Below are 13,549 nucleotides of genomic sequence, written 5' to 3' on the forward strand. Positions count from 1 at the left end.
AGCTGTCATGCTCGAAACTGTCCTGAAACACTGCGGCAAACGCCCAACGGAGGCAAATCAGCCGGAAGCGGCCAAGCCAGGGGCGCCTGCCCCCGGCAAGACACTTTGCGTTGCCCGCGGCCTTGCCGCTTCCGGTCTGCGTTGCGCCCTTGCATTGCAAGCGGCGCGCGCGGTGCTGCGGCTTGCCTTCGTAGGTCTGGCGGCAATGTTCGTGGGCCGTATGATCTCCGGGAATGCAAGCTGGCTGCTGCTTGGCGCGGCGCTGGTCAGCCTGATTCTCGGCTCTGTCGTCGGCCTGGGGGCCGACCTAGCCGTCGCCAACACGGAATTGAAAGTCGCCAACGGCCTGCTCGAGTCGGTGCGTCGAGCCCTGGCCGCGGCTCTTCCCGGCGACATCCAGGCGAAGCCGCTCGGAGCTTTGATCGCCGGACTGCAACGCTATCCGCAAGCCGTGGCCGGCCTGGCGGTCGGGCATCGCCTCGCGTCAGCCATGCTGGGGCTGGGCCCGCTGCTTGCCGCAACCGTGATCGTCGCTGTTTCGTGGGAGGCGGCACTGGCGCTCGTCGTTCTGACCCCGGTGATGATCGTTTTTTTCGCTCTGATTGGCGGCGCGATCCGCAGCGGCGCCGAGGCTCAGGAAAGAGCGTTCGGCCGTCTCGCTGCACAGTTCGCCGATCGCATCCGCACCTTGCCGACCATTCTTGGAAACCACGCGCTGAGCCGGGAAAGGCGCAAGCTCGCGGTGCGGCTGGATACCTACGCCTCGGGCACGATGGGCGTGCTCAGGATCGCCTTCCTCAACGCCGGCATCATCGACTTCTTCTCGTCGCTGTCGATCGCGATGCTCGCCGTGTTTCTCGGCGTCGGCCATCTCAAGCTCGTCAACATCCCTGGCTTCGCCGACCTCCAGCTCTGGCAGAGCCTGTTCATCCTGATGATCGCGCCGGAGTATTTCGCCCCGTTCCGGCGCTACGCGGAGCAGTATCACGCCAAGGCCGAGGGCCTCGCCGCCGCCACCGCGCTCGATACCCTCGTTCTGGCCGCTCATCCGCAATCGTCGGCTTTCGAAGCCGCCATCGTGACCCGAGATCTGGCCGGTGCCGCATCGCTTCTGCCCCGCACCGGGTTGGTAGCCATCACCGGACCGAGCGGATCGGGCAAGTCGACCCTGCTGCGCCACCTTGCCGGGATCGGGTCCGCGCCATCTTTCGAAGCGGATCTCTACACCCGCCCAGGCATCGCTTGGTGCTCCACCGACATCTATGTGCCGGAAGGCACGCTTGGCGGCGCCATCGCCTGGCGAAACGGCCCATGTTGCCGGACCCGGCTGTTGCTTGCTGCGGGCACTGTCGGTCTTCTCGACGAAGTGCTTCTGCCCGGCGGGCTTGACGCGCTGATCCAGGCCGGCGGTGAAAACCTCTCCGGCGGACAACGGCTGCGTATTGGCCTGGCGCGTGCGCTGATCTCGGGCCGGGCCATCTTTGCCGACGAGCCGACCGCCAAGCTTGATCCCGGCAGCGCCGCGATGGTGCGTCGTGCGCTTGTGGAGGCGGCGTGCAGCCGGATCGTCCTGGTGGCAACGCATGACACAAGCCTGGCCATGCTTGCCGGCACAACCATAGACCTCGGCGCGGACAACGGTCAGGCACGGGAGAACGTCGCATGAACGCCGCCGCGTCCTCGGTCACCGAGCAATCGCGGATCGGCCCACCGCAAGAGCCAGTTCGAAACAGGGCACCGTGGCGCCTCGCCCTGGGTTTGGCGCTTGCCGCCCTGGCGGGCGGAATCCTGCTGACCGGCGTGTCCATTTGGTTTCTCGGCGCTGTCGCACTGGCGGGCCTGACGCCCGCCGCGTTGACATTCAACTTCCATGTGCCGGCCGCATTCATACGCCTGTTCGCTCTGACCCGGACGGCGGCCAAATATGGCGAGCGCGTTGTCGGCCATCGGGCGGCGCTCACCGATCAGGTTCTTCGCCGTTCGACGCTGTTCGCCGCGATGGCCGCGGCACCGTCCGTGCGCAAGGCCGGCTGGCAGCTTGGCAATCAGGACCGCCTTGCCGACTATCTCGACGAGGTCGAGGACGTGGATTATGCGCGCCTGCGCGTAAGCCTGCCGTCAGCGACCCTTGGCGTCGCCATTCTCTTGCTTGTCGCACCGACCCTGTTGATAGCGCCGCTGGCAGTCGTGCCGATCCTGTCGCTCATCTCGGCAAACATCGTCGGGGCCTATTTCCTGGCAAACCGAGCCGACGCCGATCTGGCGGCCATGCGCGAAAGCAGGCAGCAGGCCTCCCGCCTGCTTGGCGCCGCGATACAGGCCGTGGTGCCATTGCAAGGCGAACGCCGCTGGGGTCTCACGATCGAAGCGCCGTTCGACGGTTACGCCAATGCCCAGACGCGCGCGATGGCGCTTCGCCACTGGCAGGCACTGCTCGACACGCTGGCCAACTGCCTTGCGCCTTGTGCAATGCTGAGCATTCTGGTGTCCGCCTGGTTGTCAGGTCTGCGTGGCGAGGCACTGCTGCCGCCTGCCCTACTGGCCTTCGCCTGGCTGGCCGTCGCTGAATCGGTGTTGGGCACATCGAAGATCGTCGTCGCCTTCGCGCGCGAGAAAGCAGCCCGATCGGCTCTGGCTCAATGGAACGCGCCGGATGGCGTAACGCGTAAGCATGTCACGGAACGGATCTCGTCGTTGACGTTGGACCGGTTGCCGCGCCACGCAGCGGATGGCCGGCTGATCGGCAGGCCAATAAGCGCGACCCTCAAGGCCGGCAGGCCAACTGTCCTGCATGGTGCCAGTGGCTGCGGCAAGACCTCGCTGTTGAAGCAGATCGCTGGCTGGCTCGACGCCAGTGACGAATGCCTCCTGGGTGATGATATCGAGCTCAGTGCGGATGCGCGCCGCGCCATGAGTTGCTTCTGCGCCCACGATGCGACGGTTCTTGCCGACACAGTGCGCGAGAACCTGTTTGCCCCGCACGCCAGCGACGATGAGCTGTGGCGCGCGCTGGACGCAGTGGAACTCCAGGGCAGGATGAGAGCGGCTGGCGGCCTGGATGGATGGATCACGCAAGATGTGCTGTCACTGGGTGAGGCGCAAAGGCTGAATCTCGCCCGATCATGGCTTTCCGACAGGCCCGTCATCCTTTTGGACGAACCAATCGAGCATCTCGCGGCCGAACAGGGCAAGCGCATCCTCCATGCGCTGCTGCAGCGGCTGCGGCAACGCATCGTCATCCTCTCGAGCCATGGCGAACTGATACCGAAAGGGGCCACAGCGATTAGGCTGCAAGGTTAGATAATAAAATCCGCTACAGCCGTCGAAGAAAGGCGTCATCCTTGCCGCCCTGTGCCGATCTCCGCTCGTCGGAGCCGATCTCGACCTTGACCTCTTCGCGAAGAAAGGACGCAAGGCGGAGATCGATCTGGCTGAGCAATACCACAATCTGCTGGCTATGCTTAGGCTCACAGGCCGTCGACAGCTTTTGATTTTGCGCAAGGAAGTTTGCCGCCGCGATTTCTACCTTCCGCGAATGGCCCTAAATCTTCTCATCGGCACTGTCGTCATCAGTCTGACCGTTCTCGTCCACACATTTGGTCTGATCGCCGTCACACATGCGATGGGGCACATGGTCGCCCGCTTCCGCATGCACGGGCGCCGCAGCCGTATCGTCGCAATGATCAGCGTAGTGATGGGCCTTTTTGCGATCATGACCGCCGAGGTCTGGCTTTGGGCTGGGTTGTACCGAATGCTCAACATCTTCGCCGACTTCGAAACTGCGTTGTACTTCTCCACCATCACTTTCTCGACGGTTGGGTACGGCGACATTGTGCCCGCCCATGCATGGCGTGTCCTGGCGGCACTCGAGGGCGTCAACGGCTTCTTGCTCATCGGCTGGTCGACCGCCTATCTGATCGCTGCAGGCACCCGCATCGGACCGTTCAAGGCCGGCGAGCATTTCTGACGCGGCCAACTCAGACTACTAGGGAATGTCGCGCTTGCCGGTTTCGGCCTATGTCGCGATGCTCCTGACAAGGGGCCGGCATTCGGCGCGACGAAGCGGTCACCGTTGCGGCAAGCCACGCTGTTGGTGAAACGAGCACCATTGCAAATGGCATGTCCGCGCCATCTGAAAAATGCCACCGCCGAGGCCAGCGCCGCCTGGATCGGCCGCGCCGCAGTCAATTCCGAAATGCAGAGTTCGTCACGCGCTGCCAAGCGCGTCCCTGGCCATCAACTGGTTGGGACTTGCAAGGCCAGTGTCGGCTCCGCGCCGCGCTTGACATAGATGCCTGCAAGTTCCTGTCGCTCAGAGTCTGGCTGCGTTGCTAACTCGCCTCGCTCAATGGTCGAGGTCGGCTGGTATCGGACTGCGAAATGACCGAGACACATTCGCCGGCCGCCATCGACATCGCACCGGCGACCAACCCGGCGACGCCGGCCACCAGAACGTTGACGCCGTTGCATTGGCCGCCGCCACGCCAACGATCAGGCTGGCCGTCGAGACGATGCCATCATTGCCGCCAAGCACGGCCGCGCGCAGCCGGTGGCGATACGAGATGGTTTTCACTGTGCAGGCGGCTCATCGCATCACGGCGCGCGCCGTCCAGCGGGTCGCAGCATCCTGACGAGGACGTCCGATTTCACAAAGAAATGCTGCCATAGCGCCGCCACGGCATGGAGCCCGACGACAATGATGATCACTGGCTTGGCGAGTTCGTGTATCTCACCCATCGCTCGAATGTTGAAGTACCATGCTAGCGCTCCGGTAATCGGCATCCCGAAAATGAACAGGTAGAGCAGGAAATGGGCGGCAGCGGCGAGCCGCTTTAACAATGCGCTTTCTTCCGACGGTGCAGCCGGCACACCAACCATAAGTCGGACCGCAAACCGCCAGATCGCCAGCACCAGGACCGCCAAACCGACATACACATGAATATTCGCGTTGAAGATATCGCCAGCAGCCGGCTCGGTGCCGCGTGAGAACGCCCGGTAAGCCGGCTTGATGTCCTCACCGAGGATGAGCTGTAGGACGATCAACGCCGCAATCACCCAATGCAGCAGAATCTGGGTTGCGGTGTATCCGGCCGGCTCATTGGCAACAGTCATGGCAGCTTCCTCGCTTGAGAGAGCCCTCTTAGCTCGGGCTTCATGCGAATATCTTGATCTATGACAAATCGACTTGATGTCGTCCATGAGCGTTGACGGGTCGCAGCCCGCTGACAGCCAGTTGTCAGCTTGGCCGTGGGATATTGCATCCGAAGCGGACCAGACGGGTCACCCTGCAAGATTCAACGTGGAAGCACATTCCGATGAAACAGATTGCCTTGTCACTTTTCGTGATCGCCGCCTCGGGCGCTTATGTCTGGGATCAGGCCGGCAAGGATCCGGCAAACGATATGCTTGGCGAAGCGCTGCCGGCCGATGCAGCAGATGTGCCTTCCGAGCAGCCAAAAGAGCCCGCATCCGCTGCGGCTTTGCCGATGCTTCGCACCTCCCCGGCGCCCCTCGATCCCCAATTCAGAACAAGGTTCCCGATTGCCCGGGAAACGACAGCGGGCATAGCAGTTCCCGCCGAACGACCAAATGATCCAGTCAAGCAGACAGTGCCGGTCGCACCACAACCGTCGCGAACGCCACTGGCGCAGCCAGTGGCTCCGGCTGCCTCCGATCCAGCGCCATCGGTACCTTCATTCGCCGTAACTCCTGCCGTCTACATACCTGTCCCACAGCCGCGGCCGGCATATCCGGATGCGCCAGCACATGTCGTCCGGGTCGGCATGAAGCTCGCCGCACACGGCTATGCCGACGGCGTCTACACCGGCCCCACGGCCGATGCCTACTACGGCATCATCCAGATTCAGGCCCTCGTACAAGGCGGCCAGCTTACGGCGCTGAAAGTGCTGAAATATCCATCCGACCGCCGCACCTCCATCAGCATCAACAGGCAAGCGCTGCCCATGCTGCGCGACGAAGCGATCAGCGTCCAAAGCGCCAATGTCGACATCATTTCGGGCGCGACGCTAACCAGCAGGGCTTTCATCCAGTCGCTGCGTGGCGCGCTGAAGAAAGCGTCGTCATAGCATCATGCGCGACACGCGAATTTTGATGGGCATGCCCATCACGGTCGACATCGGTGGCGCGTCGACCGGTGAACTGATCGATACGGTCTTTGGCTATTTTGAAAATGTCGACAGGCGCTTCAGCACGTACCGGGCCGACAGCGAGATCGCGGCCATCAACCGCGGCGACGTTCCGGTCGTCGACTGGAGCGGCGAGATGATGGAAGTGCTGGCCATTGCCAGACAGACAAAAGACGAGACGGACGGATACTTCGATATTCGCAAGCCCGACGGGTCGCTCGATCCTTCCGGCATCGTCAAGGGCTGGGCCATTCGCAATGCCGCGAGGATTGTTCAACGGGCCGGCATCAGCGATTTCTTCATCGAGGCGGGTGGCGATATCCAGTCCAGCGGCAAGAATGCATCGGGCCAGGACTGGAGCGTCGGCATCCGCAATCCGTTCAATGCGAACGAGATCGTAAAGATCGTCTATCCCCGCGGCCGCGGCGTCGCGACCTCCGGCACCTATGTCCGAGGCCAGCACATCTACAACCCGCATGGGATTGGCAGTCCGATCCAGGACATCATCAGTTTGACCGTCATCGGCCCGGATGTGCTTGAAGCCGATCGTTTCGCCACCGCGGCGTTCGCCATGGGGCGGGACGGCATTCTCTTCATCGAGCAGACGCCTGGCCTGGAGGGCTATCTCGTCGACGCCAATGGCCGCGCCACGCCGACAACCGGGTTCGGAGCCCTTTGCCTGCCATGATCAAGACCATCGACCGATTTCTGGATCACCTGACCATGTACAGGCTGATCCTCTACTATCTGATGGCGCTGGTCGGCGCGGCGTTCGTGTTCGGCTTCGTTAGGCTCGTGCCACATGATCCGATTGCGCTCGCCTTCACGACGGCTTTGGCGTTGGCCGCCTGCTGGATCACCAACAGGATTTTTGCGTATGTCTTCGCGGTCCCGGCCAACAATGAATCCGTCTACATCACCGCATTCATCCTGGCGCTCATCGTCGATCCGGTAGCGGTCACGGACATCAAAGGGATTGCGGCGGTGGCATTCGCATCCGTCTGGGCGATATCATCCAAGTTCATTCTCGCCATCGGCCGGAAGCACCTTTTCAATCCGGCTGCGCTGGGCGTGGCGGTGTCCGCGCTGCTGCTCGACCAACCCGCCACCTGGTGGGTCGGCGGCAATTTCCCGTTGCTTCCTCTCGTGCTCGTCGGTGGCATGCTCATTGTCCGCAAACTGCGCCGGCTTGATCTTGTCTCGACCTTTGTTGTCGTGGCGCTGGCGACCATTTTGGCAACCACGGACCCGTCGCAGTACCGGACCGCACTCGCGGAGACACTCGGTTCGTCGCCTCTGCTGTTCTTTGCCTTTGTGATGCTGACCGAGCCGCTGACCGCGCCGACGATGCGTTGGCCGCGTATCGCCTTTGCCGCCATCGTCGGCTTTCTGTTTGCTCCCAACATCCATATCGGCTCGTTCTATTTCACGCCGGAACTGGCGCTGCTTGCCGGCAACCTGTTTGCCTATGCGGCAGGCCCCAAGGGACGCTTCGTGCTGACTCTTGAGCGCATTGAGCAATCGGCTGTCGACAGCTTTGACTTCGTCTTCCGGTCGCCGCGCAAACTCGCCTTTGAGCCCGGCCAGTATCTCGAATGGACGCTTGGCCTCGATCGTGCCGACAATCGCGGCAACCGCCGCTATTTCACGGTGGCCTCGGCGCCGACGGAGGAAACGATCCGTCTCGGCGTCAAGTTTTATCCACAATCAAGTGCCTTCAAGCGCGAATTGATGACCATGAGGCCGGGCAGCACGATCCACGCCGCGCAACTGGCCGGCAACTTCACGCTGCCCGCCCGGCATGAAACCAAGATCGCTTTCCTGGCCGGAGGCATCGGCATCACGCCGTTCCGCTCGATGCTGCAATATCTCCTCGACCGCAAGGAGCGGCGGCCGATCGTCGTCCTCTACGGAACCGAAGGCCAGCAGGATATTGCCTATCGCGACGTGCTTGGCGCGGCCAGGCAGGAACTTGGCATCAAGACGGTCCACGCCGTGGCGCGCGGTGGCGAGCGCGGGCAGTATCCCGGTCACATCGACGAGCGCCTAATACGTTTGGCCATACCTGACTATCTCGAACGCACATTCTATATTTCCGGCCCGCAGGCGATGGTCAAGGCGCTGCGTCAGAAACTGCTGGCCATGGGCGTGCGCCGCTCGAAGATAAGGGTCGACTACTTCCCAGGTTTTGCTTGAAGCAGGGTCAATTGTGTCGTGGCAAGGAAATGGTCACGACCAGGCCCGGGTCGGCGTTGGTCATGGCAAGACACCCGCCGTAGGCTTCGACGATGTCGGAAACGATGGCCAGGCCGAGGCCGTTGCTGCCGCCCTTGCTGTCGAGCTGAACGCCACGTGACAAGGCGGATTGGCGATCCGCATTCGGTATGCCGGGTCCGTCGTCGGCGACAGTGATGGTCACCTTGCCAGCGGCGGCGGATGCATCGACCTGCACTGACGATTTTGCGTAGCGCGCCGCGTTCTCGACCAGATTGCCGAGGATTTCCGACAGGTCACCCTCATCGATCGGCGCTGTGAGATCCTCCGGGACAGTCATCTTGAATGAAAGCTGCTTGCCGCTTGGCGTCCGTTTGACGACGGCAATGACGCCAGCCGCGACTTCCGACACGAGGCAGGATGCCTTGCCGGAGATGCCGGGCGCGAGGCGGGCGCGCGCGAGCTCCCGCTCGACATGGCGCCGGATCGCTGCGGCGCTCTTCTCGATCTCGTCGGCCAAGTCCGTCTCGCCCTTCTTTCTCAACGCACGAATGTCGGCCGACAGCACTTGCAGCGGCGTCTTGAGGCCATGTGCCAGATCGGTGGCACGCGAGCGGGCTCGGGCAAGGGCCTTTTCCTGGGCATTGAGAAGACGATTGATTTCGTCCGCGAGCGGCTGCACCTCGCTTGGTGCCGCCACATCGAGCCGTGTCGTTCGTTGTGCGATCACGTTTCTGACGGCGACCCGCAAGGTCTCCAGCGGTGCAAGGCCGATGGTGATCTGGATGAAAAACGCGGCCATAAGAACTGCAGCGAGCATCAAGAGAGCCGGAGCAAGGTCGCGAACATATTCGCTTACAGATAGCTCAACGGTTCGATGATCTTCCGCCACGATGGCGCGAAACGACCGGCCTCCGGCATCGATGATCGTACGCTCGACTGCAATGCTGAGTTCTCCGCCCGGGCCCGTGAACTCCTCGACCGTTCGCAGCCCACCACTTGCGCTCTGGGCAGGCAGGAGCAGCTTGGCGTCCCACAATGATCGCGAACGCTCGAGGCTGCCGGTGGTGATGTCCTCCACCTGCCAATAGTAACCGGAGAGTGGGTTGGCAAACCGCGGATCGGTCAGCACTGGGGTCACGACAAGGCGGCCATCGCCGGCGAAAGCCGTTGCGCCGATCAGTTCGTTGAGGTCGACCGTCAACTCGCCCACCACGCGCCGCTCGACGTGGAGTTCGAACAGATAACGCAAGCCCGCGCCGGCGATGCCGAGCGCGACAAGAATCGAGATTGTCGCAGCCAACCACAACCGGAAGCGGATCGAGTTGCCCATCAAGCGGGATCATCGGGCATCAGATACCCGAACCCACGTCGCGTTTCGATGACATCGCTGCCGAGTTTCCGTCGCAACCTCGCTACAATGACCTCAATCGCATTCGGATCGCGATCGTTGCCTGAATCGTACAAATGCTCGGCCAATTCGGTCGGCGCCACCACCCGCCCGGCGTGATGCATCAGAAATGCCAGGAGCCGGTATTCCAGCGGCGACAGGGAAACGGGGATGCCGCGTAGCGAAATGCGCATCTGGCGTGTGTCCAAGAGCAGCGGCCCTGACCTCAACACGGGTGCCGCCTGCCCGGCCGAGCGGCGCAGGATGGCGCGCAACCGAGCGAGCAGTTCTTCCATTTCAAAAGGCTTGGGAAGATAGTCGTCAGCGCCGGAATTGATGCCGTCGACACGTTCGGTCCACATGCCTCTTGCGGTCAGGATGAGAACCGGAAACCTGCGCTCATTGGCCCGCCAGCGCTTCAAGACCGTAAGACCATCGAGCTTGGGCAATCCGAGATCCAGAATCGCGGCGTCGTAATTCTCGACATCGCCTGCGAACCAGGCAGCTTCACCATCCCTTACGATATCGACCGCCATTCCGGATGCCTTGAGGGCGGTCGCGATATCGGCAGCGATACGGGGCTCGTCTTCGGCGAGGAGGATCTTCATCAGTCACCCTCCCCATCGCGCATGATGACACCGGCGCCGGCGTCGACGTCGACGGTCTTTCGCCTGCCATCGGCACCCAAGACCTGGAACCGGTAGACCCATCTGTCGGCCTCGCGGATGAGATCGACCGCAATAACATCGCCGGGAGCTTTGGCGCGGACAAGGTCCAGTATGTCGGCAAGGCCCTTGATTTCGCCGTGCTCGTACAAATCCCGCGCCCGGTCATGGTCGCCGTCATCGTCCTCGTCGGCACGGGCAACGAGAGGCATTGCCAGGATAAGTCCAGCGAGACCCAGCACCGCCAAACGCTTCCATTGTCTTCTCATCGGCAAGGCATGTCGCACGTTGCAGCTTTCAATTTGCTGTCAGTTATCCTCAGCCCACGGCAAGCAAAGGGTCCATATCAGGGCATCATCGCGTCCAATCATGGCCGCGCCGAGAAGGATACCAGACCATGCGCAATTCCATGCTTGTCCTTGCAGCACTTGCAAGCCTCACGATCTTTGCCCTACCCGCGGCCGCTGAATCGGACGAAGGATCATGTGGGGCGTCATCGTCTGTTGTCCCATCCGGCCCGATTGATCTGCAGGCCATCCCGATGCAGGACGCCTCCACTCCGAAAGCGATTAAGGGTGGCGACGATGAGTGTGACGACCGGCAAGGCGATGAGGCCGACGAAAACGACTAGGTCTTCCCTTCGCTGTGCGTGGCGGGCCAAGGCTCGCTGCAAGGCTGGCAATTATCCAAAGTCCCTTACCAATCCCTGGAGCATTTCATGGTCCCCATTCAACACATCCACCCCATTCTTGTTCATTTTCCCATTGTTCTGATCTACACGCTTGCGGCTATCGACCTTGTAGCGCTGGCTGGTGGCAACGCCGTCACGAGAAAATCGGGCGCCGGCACGATTTCCACGTTTGTGGCCCTGGCTGCCGGCGTGTTCGCCCTTGGAACCTGGTTCTTCGGCGGTCTTGCCCTGGATCACGCCGAAGCGGCCGGCTTCAGCAGCGATATCGCGGAAATCCACGAAAGCCTGGGAGGTATCACTGCTTTTGCCTTCCTGATCTGGGGATTTGTGAGGCTTGCGCTTTGGATTCGGAACCGCGAGTTCCGGGCTGTGACGATCGCCATTCCTCTGATTGAAATTGGCGGAGCGGTGCTGGTCACCACGACTGCCTATTATGGTGGTCTGCTTGTCTACGAACTTGGCGTGAATGTCGCCAAGACCGCGATCTCTGGTTGACGGGCACGGGCCCGTCATTCGCGACCCCACACATGGACCATTTGTCTCGATGGCAAAATGATGCAGATCAAGGCGCTTTATACATGTGACTCCTAAGAAGCCGGAGGTTTTGGAAAACTCCGGAGAACGAAGATGCAAGCCGCAGCCATAATGAGCAAGCCGGTCGTCGGCATAGACCCGTCCGCATCGATCGCCGAGGCGGCCGGGTTGATGCTCGCCAAAAAGGTGAGTGGCCTCCCCGTCATTCGCAGCGACGGCAGGCTGGTCGGGATCCTCAGCGAGGGCGATTTCCTGCGACGAGGAGAACTGGGCACGGAACACAAGCGCTCGCGCTGGCTGGAGTTTCTCGTCAGCCCCGGGAAAGCCGCCGACCAATATGTCCGGGCCAATGGCCGACGGGTTGAGGAGGTGATGTCGCAAGATGTCGTGACGGCATCCCCAGCGGCATCGCTCGCGAAAATCGTCGAGCTCATGACGCGTCACCATGTCAAACGCATTCCGGTCATCGACGGCGGGAAAGTCGTTGGCATCGTCACCCGCTCTGATCTTCTGCGGGCATTGCTCGGCATTCTTCCGGATGGTGCCGCCACGGTCATCGACGACGAACAGATTCGGCAGAACATCATAACCGAGCTTGCGGCGCAGAAATGGGCCGGCAACGACTTGATCAACGTGACGGTGGACAGTGGCATCGTGACACTGGGCGGCGCCATCTTCGACGAACGCGAGCGCCAGGCAGCGATAGTCGCCGCCGAAAACGTCGCCGGCGTCAATGCTGTCAAGGACAATCTCTTCTGCGCCGATCCCGTGTCGGTGGTCCTTGTTTCGTAGCGGAGCTGACATTGACCGGTGGCGAGGCACACCATTGCCTCTCTGTGTTGCTAGTGGTCGCCCAAGGCTTCGCCGCGCTTAAGGTGCGACCAGGGTGATCAATGGCCGATGGCGTAACAGGGCAAAGGCAATAAGCGCGCGCCCGCAACTTTTTCTGCCAGTGTTTTGCCTTGCGCCCGTCGAATGCAAACTTATCAACTGCAAAACGTGGGTTGCGTTGACTCTCGTCAGAACACGCACAGCACGACATGGTCCAGGCCGAGGACTCGAACGGCTAGCGTTGGCCAGCCGCATGCTGCAGTCGAGCGATCAAGTCGCTATTGCGGCAATAGTCTGGCGGGTTGTCGGCTTGCTGGTGTTCGTTGAGCCAGACCGAGCATTCATCCTGATGCCCACAGGAACGGCAGCGGTCCACCGCCCGGCCGGTGACGGCCTCATGGTCGGCTACGACCTTCAATTGTCTGTCGACGCCGAGCTTCTGCATCATACGACCCATCAAAGCGGTTCTGGCGTCGACTGAAATCACGTAATCGAGAAAGGTCATGGTGATCACTCCTGTCTATTGCTGATCATTGGCATGTTGGCAGCAGGCGGCGTTGATCTCGATCAACAGGCGATCAGCTGACAAGCCCTTGACGGCTAAACCGACGCGACGAGGCGGTCGAGAAAAGGCCGTTGACCGACCACCAGCTTGTCCCTGGCCAGTGTTCAATCCAGCCATTCACCACGATCGATCTTGGCAAACGATTGTACCCGATCGCTGCGTGGCGGCCATTCCACCTCAAACAGGTTGCTGCGCAACGTCGCGGTATCGAAGTCGCCTTCGAACGCGAATGCAGTGATGAGTTTGCCTCCTCGCTGGCGCAATTGACCCAGAGTGAGCAGGGCTCCCGTGGGCTCCCAGTCTCTCTCTTCCGTGAACTCACGTCGTGCCGCTGCCTCGGGCAGCTCGCTTTCGTCATACTAGCCTTTGGCAATCGACAAGGCGCCAAGATCGCGCCTTTGCCACAACGGGCCTCCAGGATGGACAAGCAGCACCTGCAGACCCTTGTCAGATCCTCGATAGGGCAGAATTCCTGCGCTTCTTTTCGCCGTCGCTTCAAGCGTCCGCACGGCC

15 protein-coding genes and 2 pseudogenes are annotated in these 13,549 nt (G+C 61.6%); 9 read left to right on the forward strand and 8 right to left on the reverse strand.

What is annotated here, in order from left to right; translation table 11 throughout:
* The first annotated feature begins 7 nt into the window (after positions 1–7).
* Positions 8–1,666, forward strand: coding sequence for an ABC transporter transmembrane domain-containing protein (locus EOA13_RS15230; RefSeq protein ID WP_127293713.1), 1,659 nt, complete (start codon positions 8–10; stop codon positions 1,664–1,666).
* Positions 1,663–3,300, forward strand: coding sequence for an ATP-binding cassette domain-containing protein (locus EOA13_RS15235; protein WP_127293715.1), 1,638 nt, complete (start codon positions 1,663–1,665; stop codon positions 3,298–3,300). Before EOA13_RS15230 ends, EOA13_RS15235 begins: the two co-directional genes overlap by 4 nt.
* 13 nt (positions 3,301–3,313) lie before the next feature.
* On the opposite strand, the gene EOA13_RS39390 is transcribed toward EOA13_RS15235, so the two are convergent.
* Entirely contained in the window at positions 3,314–3,439 is a 126-nt protein-coding gene (locus EOA13_RS39390) for a hypothetical protein (RefSeq protein WP_281040869.1), read from the reverse strand.
* A 48-nt stretch (positions 3,440–3,487) separates the two neighbouring features.
* Between EOA13_RS39390 and EOA13_RS15240 the strand changes: the two genes are divergently transcribed.
* Positions 3,488–3,967 (forward strand): potassium channel family protein, encoded by a 480-nt coding sequence (locus EOA13_RS15240; protein WP_245490382.1) that lies wholly within the window; start codon positions 3,488–3,490, stop codon positions 3,965–3,967.
* 88 nt (positions 3,968–4,055) lie between these two features.
* On the opposite strand, the pseudogene EOA13_RS15245 reads toward EOA13_RS15240, so the two are convergent.
* Both EOA13_RS15245 and EOA13_RS15250 read right to left on the reverse strand, forming a co-directional pair.
* Positions 4,056–4,589 (reverse strand): annotated as a pseudogene (locus EOA13_RS15245) (VIT1/CCC1 transporter family protein); the annotation flags it as partial.
* A 4-nt stretch (positions 4,590–4,593) separates the two neighbouring features.
* The gene (locus tag EOA13_RS15250; RefSeq protein ID WP_127293717.1) at positions 4,594–5,112 is read right to left on the reverse strand and encodes a cytochrome b/b6 domain-containing protein; all 519 of its coding nucleotides are present in this window, start codon (positions 5,110–5,112) and stop codon (positions 4,594–4,596) included.
* A 203-nt stretch (positions 5,113–5,315) separates the two neighbouring features.
* Between EOA13_RS15250 and EOA13_RS15255 the strand changes: the two genes are divergently transcribed.
* The 3 genes from EOA13_RS15255 to EOA13_RS15265 are packed head-to-tail and all read left to right on the forward strand — an operon-like array spanning position 5,316 to position 8,342.
* Positions 5,316–6,086, forward strand: a complete 771-nt coding sequence (locus EOA13_RS15255) for an FMN-binding protein (RefSeq protein ID WP_127293719.1) — start codon at positions 5,316–5,318, stop codon at positions 6,084–6,086.
* 25 nt (positions 6,087–6,111) lie between these two features.
* A complete protein-coding gene (locus EOA13_RS15260; RefSeq protein ID WP_245490383.1) occupies positions 6,112–6,834 on the forward strand; it encodes an FAD:protein FMN transferase in 723 nt (240 codons plus the stop codon).
* Complete coding sequence (locus tag EOA13_RS15265; RefSeq protein ID WP_127293723.1) at positions 6,831–8,342, forward strand: RnfABCDGE type electron transport complex subunit D; 1,512 nt, start codon at positions 6,831–6,833, stop codon at positions 8,340–8,342. Before EOA13_RS15260 ends, EOA13_RS15265 begins: the two co-directional genes overlap by 4 nt.
* Before the next feature lie 7 nt (positions 8,343–8,349).
* Here the strand turns inward: EOA13_RS15265 and EOA13_RS15270 are convergent, their stop codons facing one another.
* From EOA13_RS15270 to EOA13_RS15280, 3 genes are read right to left on the reverse strand one after another with little or no spacing between them, the layout of a single operon-like run.
* Positions 8,350–9,693 (reverse strand): HAMP domain-containing sensor histidine kinase, encoded by a 1,344-nt coding sequence (locus EOA13_RS15270; protein ID WP_127293725.1) that lies wholly within the window; start codon positions 9,691–9,693, stop codon positions 8,350–8,352.
* Positions 9,693–10,358: a response regulator transcription factor gene (locus EOA13_RS15275; RefSeq protein WP_127293727.1), complete on the reverse strand. Its 666-nt coding sequence runs from the start codon at positions 10,356–10,358 to the stop codon at positions 9,693–9,695. Before EOA13_RS15275 ends, EOA13_RS15270 begins: the two co-directional genes overlap by 1 nt.
* Complete coding sequence (locus EOA13_RS15280) at positions 10,358–10,627, reverse strand: PepSY domain-containing protein (protein WP_245486349.1); 270 nt, start codon at positions 10,625–10,627, stop codon at positions 10,358–10,360. The genes EOA13_RS15275 and EOA13_RS15280 overlap by 1 nt, the downstream gene beginning before the upstream one ends.
* A 185-nt stretch (positions 10,628–10,812) precedes the next feature.
* Between EOA13_RS15280 and EOA13_RS15285 the strand changes: the two genes are divergently transcribed.
* The 3 genes from EOA13_RS15285 to EOA13_RS15295 all read left to right on the forward strand — a co-directional run bounded on the left by EOA13_RS15285 (position 10,813) and on the right by EOA13_RS15295 (position 12,432).
* Entirely contained in the window at positions 10,813–11,046 is a 234-nt protein-coding gene (locus EOA13_RS15285) for a hypothetical protein (RefSeq protein WP_127293731.1), read from the forward strand.
* An 87-nt stretch (positions 11,047–11,133) separates the two neighbouring features.
* Positions 11,134–11,601, forward strand: coding sequence for a DUF2231 domain-containing protein (locus tag EOA13_RS15290; protein ID WP_127293733.1), 468 nt, complete (start codon positions 11,134–11,136; stop codon positions 11,599–11,601).
* 132 nt (positions 11,602–11,733) lie between these two features.
* On the forward strand, positions 11,734–12,432 hold the full coding sequence (locus EOA13_RS15295) for a CBS domain-containing protein (protein WP_127293735.1): 699 nt from the start codon (positions 11,734–11,736) through the stop codon (positions 12,430–12,432).
* Between the two features lie 274 nt (positions 12,433–12,706).
* Here EOA13_RS15295 and EOA13_RS15300 read toward each other — a convergent pair whose 3' ends face one another.
* Positions 12,707–12,976 carry a DUF6455 family protein gene (locus EOA13_RS15300; RefSeq protein ID WP_127293737.1) on the reverse strand — a complete coding sequence of 90 codons (270 nt, stop codon included), beginning with the start codon at positions 12,974–12,976 and terminating at the stop codon, positions 12,707–12,709.
* A gap of 95 nt (positions 12,977–13,071) precedes the next feature.
* Positions 13,072–13,545: pseudogene (locus tag EOA13_RS38740) on the reverse strand (NUDIX domain-containing protein).
* Positions 13,546–13,549 lie beyond the last annotated feature (4 nt).

It is taken from the genome of Mesorhizobium sp. M7A.F.Ca.US.011.01.1.1 (assembly GCF_003998295.1).
Lineage (GTDB): Bacteria > Pseudomonadota > Alphaproteobacteria > Rhizobiales > Rhizobiaceae > Mesorhizobium.

Excerpts from the sequence above, each read along its gene's own strand:
- EOA13_RS15255 (WP_127293719.1), top strand. The coding sequence starts at position 5,316 with ATGAAACAGATTGCCTTGTCACTTTTCGTGATCGCCGCCTCGGGCGCT.
- EOA13_RS15285 (WP_127293731.1), top strand. The coding sequence starts at position 10,813 with ATGCGCAATTCCATGCTTGTCCTTGCAGCACTTGCAAGCCTCACGATC.
- EOA13_RS15260 (WP_245490383.1), top strand. The coding sequence starts at position 6,112 with ATGGGCATGCCCATCACGGTCGACATCGGTGGCGCGTCGACCGGTGAA.
- EOA13_RS15265 (WP_127293723.1), top strand. The coding sequence starts at position 6,831 with ATGATCAAGACCATCGACCGATTTCTGGATCACCTGACCATGTACAGG.
- EOA13_RS15275 (WP_127293727.1), bottom strand. The coding sequence starts at position 10,358 with ATGAAGATCCTCCTCGCCGAAGACGAGCCCCGTATCGCTGCCGATATC.
- EOA13_RS15290 (WP_127293733.1), top strand. The coding sequence starts at position 11,134 with ATGGTCCCCATTCAACACATCCACCCCATTCTTGTTCATTTTCCCATT.
- EOA13_RS15250 (WP_127293717.1), bottom strand. The coding sequence starts at position 5,112 with ATGACTGTTGCCAATGAGCCGGCCGGATACACCGCAACCCAGATTCTG.
- EOA13_RS15280 (WP_245486349.1), bottom strand. The coding sequence starts at position 10,627 with ATGCCTCTCGTTGCCCGTGCCGACGAGGACGATGACGGCGACCATGAC.
- EOA13_RS15295 (WP_127293735.1), top strand. The coding sequence starts at position 11,734 with ATGCAAGCCGCAGCCATAATGAGCAAGCCGGTCGTCGGCATAGACCCG.
- EOA13_RS15300 (WP_127293737.1), bottom strand. The coding sequence starts at position 12,976 with ATGACCTTTCTCGATTACGTGATTTCAGTCGACGCCAGAACCGCTTTG.
- EOA13_RS15270 (WP_127293725.1), bottom strand. The coding sequence starts at position 9,693 with ATGGGCAACTCGATCCGCTTCCGGTTGTGGTTGGCTGCGACAATCTCG.
- EOA13_RS15235 (WP_127293715.1), top strand. The coding sequence starts at position 1,663 with ATGAACGCCGCCGCGTCCTCGGTCACCGAGCAATCGCGGATCGGCCCA.
- EOA13_RS15230 (WP_127293713.1), top strand. The coding sequence starts at position 8 with ATGCTCGAAACTGTCCTGAAACACTGCGGCAAACGCCCAACGGAGGCA.